The following is a 1,244-nucleotide window of genomic DNA, read 5'->3' on the forward strand; positions in this document are numbered from 1 at the left end:
GGTGTATTTGGTTTGTTTTGTTTAACTGGAGCACAAGCACTTGCAATTGCTAGAATTGATGTTGCACTTAAAACAGAGAGTGTTGATAAAATTAATTTCTTTTTAGTTGTAAACTTGTTCATAAGTATTCCTTTGAATATATTGTTAAGATTTGAAAAGAAAAATAGGCTACAACAAAAGGACTAAATTTACATTTAGTTTTTGTCATAGCCTATTTACACACACTTTTTAGATTAGTATTACATTGTTAAATTCTCCTTAGTTTGATTGGTTTTAGTCAACCAATAGTGCTTTGTTTTCATCTAGTTCTAGATAAACAGGATTGAAAAGATTTGGATTTTGTGAAAGAGTAATTAATGTGTTTTTATGATGTTCTTTAATAAAATCGTATTCGTTTTTATGGCAAACAAAATATTTGCCGTTAATGTTAATGATTTTGGAATTATTAATCAAATCAACTGAATACATTTCGATTAGTTGTTTGATAGAAATATTACTTTTATCATTTTTAAGATGTTCTAATAAATCTAATAGTTCTTTAGTTGTATGAGTATTAACAATGAAAGTTAGTTTTTTAATAACATCATTTTGAAATGAATTAAACTTTGGATTTTTCATAACTAATACTCCTGCTGGTTGATTAATGTTATGTAGTCGGATTTAAAAGTTTGTTAAGTATTTTTGAATAATCAGCTTCTAGTTGGTTATTATCAGTAATTACTTTTGGTAGTATTACATCATCCTGTTCTGTGTGCTTAAGGTTTTCTCAGATAAAGTTCATAATCTTCTTTTCTTTATCATTAGATTCAAAAGCTCTTTCAAATTTTTGTTGAATACCTTTTTTAGGTTCTTTTAGTTTATGTAATAATGGTTGAATGAATTTATTATATAAATTAGCAGTTCACATATAAAATGCTCTTAAATTTGTTGGTGTTTTTAAATGTGTATTACCTGCAAATAATTGAAGATTAGGATTAGTATGTGTTGCCGCACTAAAACCTAGAATATGGTTTGCTTGTAAAGTTTTAAGAACAAGTTTTTCTAATGCTAATAATTCTTCTCTTGTACTAAATAGCTTTTCTATATACTGTTCTTCTTTAGATACTGTTTTATTGTTTTCAGTTTTTTCTTGGATTTGATGTAAGTTTAAATTAGCTAGTTGAACTAGATATTCTAAATATGCTTTATATAAATCATATTGTTCGCCCGAACTCATTAAAAGAGATGATTGATTCATAAAGTTG

At 26.0% G+C, this 1,244-nt stretch carries 2 protein-coding genes; both read right to left on the reverse strand.

Annotated elements, in window-relative coordinates:
* Positions 1-273: 273 nt before the first annotated feature.
* A complete protein-coding gene (locus UDIV_RS04080; RefSeq protein ID WP_038103720.1) occupies positions 274-618 on the reverse strand; it encodes a hypothetical protein in 345 nt (114 codons plus the stop codon).
* Between the two features lie 28 nt (positions 619-646).
* Positions 647-1,244, reverse strand: a 598-nt coding sequence (locus tag UDIV_RS04085) for a hypothetical protein (RefSeq protein ID WP_231428093.1), incomplete at its 5' end; no start/stop codon positions are given.

This window comes from Ureaplasma diversum NCTC 246 (assembly GCF_000731915.1).
GTDB lineage: Bacteria > Bacillota_I > Bacilli_A > Mycoplasmatales > Mycoplasmoidaceae > Ureaplasma > Ureaplasma diversum.